This window comes from Caballeronia sp. LZ032 (assembly GCF_031451315.1).
Lineage (GTDB): Bacteria > Pseudomonadota > Gammaproteobacteria > Burkholderiales > Burkholderiaceae > Caballeronia.
Genome location: NZ_JARUXP010000004.1, coordinates 1,201,631 through 1,207,630 on the forward strand (window position 1 = coordinate 1,201,631; position 6,000 = coordinate 1,207,630).

The 6,000-nt window shown below is 62.4% G+C and carries 4 protein-coding genes, 1 rRNA gene and 1 pseudogene; 1 reads left to right on the top strand and 5 read right to left on the bottom strand.

Going from position 1 to position 6,000, the window contains the following annotated elements; all coding sequences use genetic code 11:
• Positions 1–264: 264 nt before the first annotated feature.
• A pseudogene (locus tag QCE69_RS33360) lies at positions 265–864 on the top strand (transposase); the annotation flags it as partial.
• Positions 865–1,310: 446 nt separating this feature from the next.
• Here QCE69_RS33360 and QCE69_RS33365 read toward each other — a convergent pair.
• From QCE69_RS33365 to rrf, 5 genes are all read right to left on the bottom strand, one after another.
• On the bottom strand, positions 1,311–2,078 hold the full coding sequence (locus QCE69_RS33365) for an SDR family oxidoreductase (RefSeq protein ID WP_309935191.1): 768 nt from the start codon (positions 2,076–2,078) through the stop codon (positions 1,311–1,313).
• A gap of 10 nt (positions 2,079–2,088) precedes the next feature.
• Complete coding sequence (locus QCE69_RS33370; protein WP_309927033.1) at positions 2,089–3,873, bottom strand: IlvD/Edd family dehydratase; 1,785 nt, start codon at positions 3,871–3,873, stop codon at positions 2,089–2,091.
• A gap of 120 nt (positions 3,874–3,993) precedes the next feature.
• On the bottom strand, positions 3,994–4,992 hold the full coding sequence (locus QCE69_RS33375) for a LacI family DNA-binding transcriptional regulator (protein ID WP_309935193.1): 999 nt from the start codon (positions 4,990–4,992) through the stop codon (positions 3,994–3,996).
• Between the two features lie 47 nt (positions 4,993–5,039).
• Positions 5,040–5,708, bottom strand: a complete 669-nt coding sequence (locus tag QCE69_RS33380) for a hypothetical protein (protein WP_309935194.1) — start codon at positions 5,706–5,708, stop codon at positions 5,040–5,042.
• 164 nt (positions 5,709–5,872) lie between these two features.
• Positions 5,873–5,986: ribosomal RNA gene (rrf, locus tag QCE69_RS33385) — 5S ribosomal RNA — on the bottom strand.
• Positions 5,987–6,000: the final 14 nt, after the last annotated feature.

Sequence of the window (6,000 nt, forward strand, 5' to 3'; positions counted from 1 at the left end):
TAAATCTACCTGGGGAGCCAAGCGGCATTGCGGCTCATTAAGACCAGGGCAAACACGATTCGCATCTGAAATCCAGCCTCGAAGAGGGTGGTGGAAGACAATGTGATAAAACCGAAGAACGCTGCTGAATGAAGCCTGCGGACGAGACACTATTTCGGAAATTATTGTTATTGGAGTACCCCCTGAAAGTCCGGACACAGTCGCCCACTTGCAATAGTGGGTAGGCTTAAGACTGTGTATATGACTAACAACAAGGACGAAGTAATGGAAGTGTTGCGCGGACCTGAGCATCGGCGGCGCTGGTCAGCGGATGAGAAGCTGGCAATGGTTCGAGAAACTTCGAGCCAGGCAAGACGGTTTAGATGGTTGCGCGGCTGCACGGCATCAATCCGAATCAACTGTTTCGGTGTGCAAGCTGCGTCAGGACGGCAGCCTGTCGGCGGTGAGCGCTGATGAAGAAGTTGTTCCGGTATCTGAGCTGAGCGATGCGCTCAAGCAGGTAAAGAAGCTGCAGCGCCTGCTCGGCAAGAAGACAATGGAGAATGAGCTTCTCCGGGAAGCAGTGGAGGTGACGAAGTCGCGAAAATGAATTGCGCGCTCACCCTCATTGCCGGGGACGGCCAGTGAAGCAGCTCTGCGACGTTCCCGGTGTAGCGCGCTCAAATGTGTCGGTAAAGTTCGAACGTGCTGCTGACTGGCGGTTTGGCCGTAGTGCAAGCCGAACGGATGATGCTGGCCTCGTTGATGAAATTCGGTCGCTAGTTGCTGACGTGCCGACCTACGGTTATCGACGCGTCTGGGGGCATGTTGCGGTGCGAGCGGGAATCGCGACGTGAGGCTCCGGTGAACGCCAAGCGCGTTTACGCTGCTTCACAGGAGGCCTGCGAGGCCAGGCATCGAGCGGCGGCTAGCGCGCTGAAATACCGCTCGCCGCGCGAGTTCCGACGTAGAACCGATTCATCAACCTTGGTGTGAGATGGTGTCCGGAAATGCGGGGCAAATCCAGTCTCACGCGCCGCATCGCACGTGGCAAGCGCGCTGCGCGAAGAGGGGCGATCCAAAGTACTCGCCGAGGGCATCGCGGATGTCATGGCCCATTGCGGGCATGCCGGGCTTGGGCTGTTTCTCGCCGCCGTCCGGCACTGGCTCGACGACGCGGTTACGACGAAGCGACGCATACCGTGCAGCACTACATCGAGAACGGCACAGTGCCGACGCTCAAGCCGGTACAGGCTTCGCGCCGGTGCGACGCGCGCATCTGACACCCGCGGCGCTTACGTAACGCGCGGCCGTAACGCCGCCGTGACGCGTCAAGCGCGGAACCACCCCGCGTCGACGTAAAACTCTCGCCCAGTACAACGCGCGCCATCATCAGAGGCGAGAAACAGCACCATGCGCGCGATATGCTCCGGATCGATGCGCTCATGAAGGCATTGCTGCGCGAGAAGCTTCGCTTCGCTGTCCGGCGATTGCCACAGCTTCATCTGCCGCGGCGTGCGCACCGCCCCCGGAATCACCGTATTCACGCGAATGCCGTGCTCCCCAAGCTCACGCGCTAGCCCGCGCGTGAGCCCTTCTATTCCCGCCTTCGCGGTCATATAAAGCGTGAGATCGGGCAAGGCAAGGTGCCACGAAATCGAGCCCATATTGATGATCGATCCGCGCCGCTGCGTCCGCATGCGTTGCGCCGCCGCCTGCGCGCAGAAGAACTGATGTCGCAGGTTCACGGCCATGCGCTCGTCCCAGTAAGCAGCGCTGACGTTGTCCCATTGATGACGATCGTCGTTCGCCGCATTGTTGACGAGCACGTCGATGCGCCCTGCTTCGCTCGCGATGGCATCGAAGGTTTGTTCGATGGCGGCGGGATCGCGCAGATCGCAGTAAAGATACTTCGGCGCGTGTGGTTCACCCGCCAACGCCTGTTCGAGTTGCCGCGAATCGGCATCGGCCACGTCGATGCAAAACACGCGCGCGCCCTGCTGTGCGAACGCCTCGACGATCCCCGCACCGATACCGCTGCCGCCGCCCGTCACGACGACACTCTGGTCCTTCAAGCTCGGATAAATGGCAAAGGACATGATGGTGCGCTCAGTGTGAGTGACGCGGATTGCCGCGCGTTTCGATCACCTTCAGATACAACGTCGCGGGCTCGAGACAGCCGCCCGTCGACAACTGCCCCACGGTCTGTCGATACAACTCCTGCCACGGCGTTTGCGCAACCGGCACGGCGAACGCGCTATCCGCGCGACGGCTTTCGAGCTCGGCCTCGCCAAGCAGCACGTTGACGGAACGCGCGTTCAGGTCCACGCGGATCATGTCGTTCGTGCGCAGGAGCGCGAGGCCGCCGCCCACCGCTGCTTCCGGCGACATGTTGAGAATCGACGGACTCGCGGACGTCCCGCTCTGCCGTCCATCGCCCATGCAAGGAAGGCTATCGATGCCTTGCTTGATCAACTCCGCCGGCGGCGCCATGTTCACCACCTCCGCGCTGCCCGGATAACCCACCGTGCCGCAACCGCGGATTACGAGAATGCAATGCTCGTCGATGTTGAGCGACGGATCATTGATGCGTGCGTGATAGTCCTCCGGACCATCGAAAACAATGGCACGCGCCTCGAACGTGTTCTCGGCACCGGGCTCGCTCAGATAGGTCTGGCGGAAAGCATCGCCGACCACGGACATCTTCATGATCGCGCTGTCGAAGAAATTGCCCGACAGCACCATGAAGCCCGCACCATGTTTCAGCGGATCGCTTGCCGTGCGGATGACGTCGTTGTCGGCGGCGGGCGCGTCGCTGGCAATATCGCCGATCGTGCGGCCCGATACCGTCATGCACTGCCCCGCGATCAGTCCCGCCTGGTCCAGTTGCCTGATGACCGCCGGCACCCCGCCCGCGCGATGAAAACTCTCGCCGAGATAGTCACCCGCCGGCATGCAGTTGACGATCAGCGGTACAGGCTCGCCATGACGTTGCCAGTCATCGAGCGTCAGTTCGATACCCATATGACGCGCAATCGCGATCAGATGCGGCGGACAGTTGGTCGACGCACCGAGCGCCGAGGCCACCACGATGGCGTTGATGAACGCATCGCGCGTCATGATCTTCGAAGGCTTGAGGTCCTCGCGCACCATCTCGACGATGCGCCTGCCGGTCGCATACGCCATCTGTCCGCGCTCGCGATACGCGGCGGGAATGCTGGCGCAGGTCGGCAGCGACATGCCGAGCGCTTCGGCGAGGCTGTTCATCGAGAGCGCGGTGCCCATCGTGTTGCAATGACCGATCGATGGCGACGACGCCGTCGTCAGTTGCATGAAGCCCTCATAATCGATCTTGCCCGCCGCGAGCAGATTGCGCGCATGCCAGATGACCGTGCCGGAGCCGACCCGCTTGCCTTCATGCCATCCGTCGAGCATGGGGCCGCCCGAGAGGACGATGGCCGGCATGTCGACGGTCGCGGCCGCCATGAGACAAGCCGGCGTGGTCTTGTCGCAGCCGGTGGTGAGCACGACGCCATCGAGCGGAAAGCCATGCAGGATTTCAACCAGCCCGAGATAGGCGAGATTGCGGTCGAGCGCCGCGGTTGGACGGCGGCTCTGTTCCGCCAGTGGGTGAACAGGAAACTCCATCGGGATGCCGCCCGCGTCGCGGATGCCCGCCTTCGTGCGCGCGGCCAGCTCGATGTGATGACGATTGCACGGCGCGAGATCGCTACCCGTCTGCGCAATGCCGATGATCGGACGGCCGGACTGCAGTTCTTCTCGCGTGAGGCCGTAGTTCATGAAACGTTCGACATACAACGCCGTCATGTCGGCGTGAGAGGGATCGTCGAACCATTCCTGGCTGCGCAGCCGTTGTACCTTCTGCTGGGGCATGATTTGTCTCTCCATGTGATGCGCCTCGTCCGGCCCGAATGCCGGCGCTGCTGTTTTCATGGTTCCGTTACCGGTAACATCGCGATGCATGGTAGCACGCGTGAGCAAACCTGCTGCGGTTCAGGCGCTCTCCCTCGCCACCACGTAGTACGCCACGCGCTCACGCTTCCCTGTCGGCTCGACGATGCCGTTCTCACGCATGTCGAGCGCTTCAAGCAGCATCGCGCCCGCGCGCTCACCGATGCCGTATGCATCCACGGATACCGTGGTGATCGACGGATTAGAGCAGGCCGCGACCTCGAAATTGCCGAAGCCCGCCACTGCCACGTCGTCCGGCACCGAGAGCCCGCGCCGATGGCATTCCATGATCGCACCAAAGGCGGACATGTCGCTCACGCACATGACGGCTTGCGTGTCAGGCCAGGCTTCGAGCAACGCGGCCATCGCGGGGCCGCCGTGACTCATGGTGATCGGCGATTCGCCCAGCCGGATCACGCGACGATCGTCGAGACCCAGTGCCTTCATTTGCGCTCGGAAGCCCTTCAGGCGATCGAGGCCGCGCCGGTCGAGTTCGCTCGCGCCGCCGAGAAAGCCGATGCGTTCGTGCCCCTTGCCCGCCAGATAGCGGACCATTTCGCGTGCTGCGCTGACATTGGAGAACCCGACGGCGGCGCCGATCGGATCTGTCGTTGCATCCCACATCTCGACGACGGGAACGCCCGAGCGGCGCAGCAGCGTGCGCGTCGCTTCGGTGTGGCGCGATCCCGTCAGCGCGATGCCACGCGGCTGATGACGCAGCATTGAACGCACGAGGCGCTCTTCGCGGTCGAGATGGTAGTCGGTATCGCCGATCAGCAATTGCAAGCCATGTGGCTCCAGCGACGCTGACAGGCCCCGGACGGTATCGGAAAAGTTGGAGCTTGCGAGCGACGGCACCAGCACGGCCACGAATTCGGACCGGCCCGAAGAGAGCGCGCCGGCGGCGGCATCGGCGACGTAGCCGAGTTCATCGATGGCCTTCTGCACGCGTTCGCGCGTGGCAAGCGCAACGCTATGGCCCGCCAGCACGCGCGACACCGTCATCTTCGACACACCCGCGTGGCGAGCGACGTCGGACATGCGCGGCGCGTTCGCTCGCACGGATGTAGGAGGGTTGAGACAGCGGGTCAATCCACCCGCACCCAGCCATCCTCGCGTTGTTCCAGCGTGATGTGCAGCTTTGTCTCGCCCGCTTCCCGATCAGACGCCGTCACTTCGGAAAACGCCCGCTTGACGTCGCGATCATCGGCCCAGGGGGCCACGTTTTCGAGCTTGTACGTGTAAGTGACATCCGAGCGGTGCGCAGTGGGATCCGGCTCCGTCCAGCTCGCGACTTTGTCGAGCTTGACGTGCGCGTAGCAGATCTTCCAGGTATGCGGGTCGTTCGTGGCATTGGGATCGCCCGCCGGCCGATTCGTTTCGACCGCGTACTTCTGCCCTTCGCCCGTCAGGCTGTAGGCGACGCCGTTCTGCTTGGCGCTGGCATTCGCGGGCGTGGTTGCCGCGCGAGCGATCAGACCGGCCTTCTCCAGCGCGGCGAGTTGCTCGCGCAAGGCGCCGGCAGCGTATTCGTTGAGGTCCTGGTTGCTATAGACCGATGGAAACGTATAAGGGCCGCGGCCGCTGCGGTTCAGACAGAGCAGACCGCGGCTGGTTTTCATGTCGGCGGATATTGCATCGCCCAGGCTGGACTCGCTCGCGTCGTTCTTCTTGCCGCATGCGGCAACCAGCAAGGCGGCGCTCAGGGCTGCGATCAACAGGCTCGTTCTCATATGCGCTCCAGTGAGGGTCGACATGATGGCTCTCGTCGTCATTCTACCGACAGAAAGCGAAGGTCCGACATCGAGATGGTGTCAGAACGAGATAGCGGGATGCAAATGCCAGGCCCGACCTCGGCCCAGGCCCTGAAACGCAAAAACCCCACCTTTGTGGGGTGGGGTTTTTGTTTTGAGCATGAGGAGCCTGACGATTACCTACTTTCACACGGGTGATCCGCACTATCATCGGCGTGGAGTCGTTTCACGGTCCTGTTCGGGATGGGAAGGGGTGGTACCGACTCGCTATGGTCATCAGGCATGACTTGTTGTT

Bases quoted from the DNA above. Each gene is read 5' to 3' on its own strand.
- QCE69_RS33380 (WP_309935194.1), bottom strand. From the start codon at position 5,708: ATGTCGACCCTCACTGGAGCGCATATGAGAACGAGCCTGTTGATCGCA.
- QCE69_RS33375 (WP_309935193.1), bottom strand. From the start codon at position 4,992: ATGTCCGACGTCGCTCGCCACGCGGGTGTGTCGAAGATGACGGTGTCG.
- QCE69_RS33370 (WP_309927033.1), bottom strand. From the start codon at position 3,873: ATGCCCCAGCAGAAGGTACAACGGCTGCGCAGCCAGGAATGGTTCGAC.
- QCE69_RS33365 (WP_309935191.1), bottom strand. From the start codon at position 2,078: ATGTCCTTTGCCATTTATCCGAGCTTGAAGGACCAGAGTGTCGTCGTG.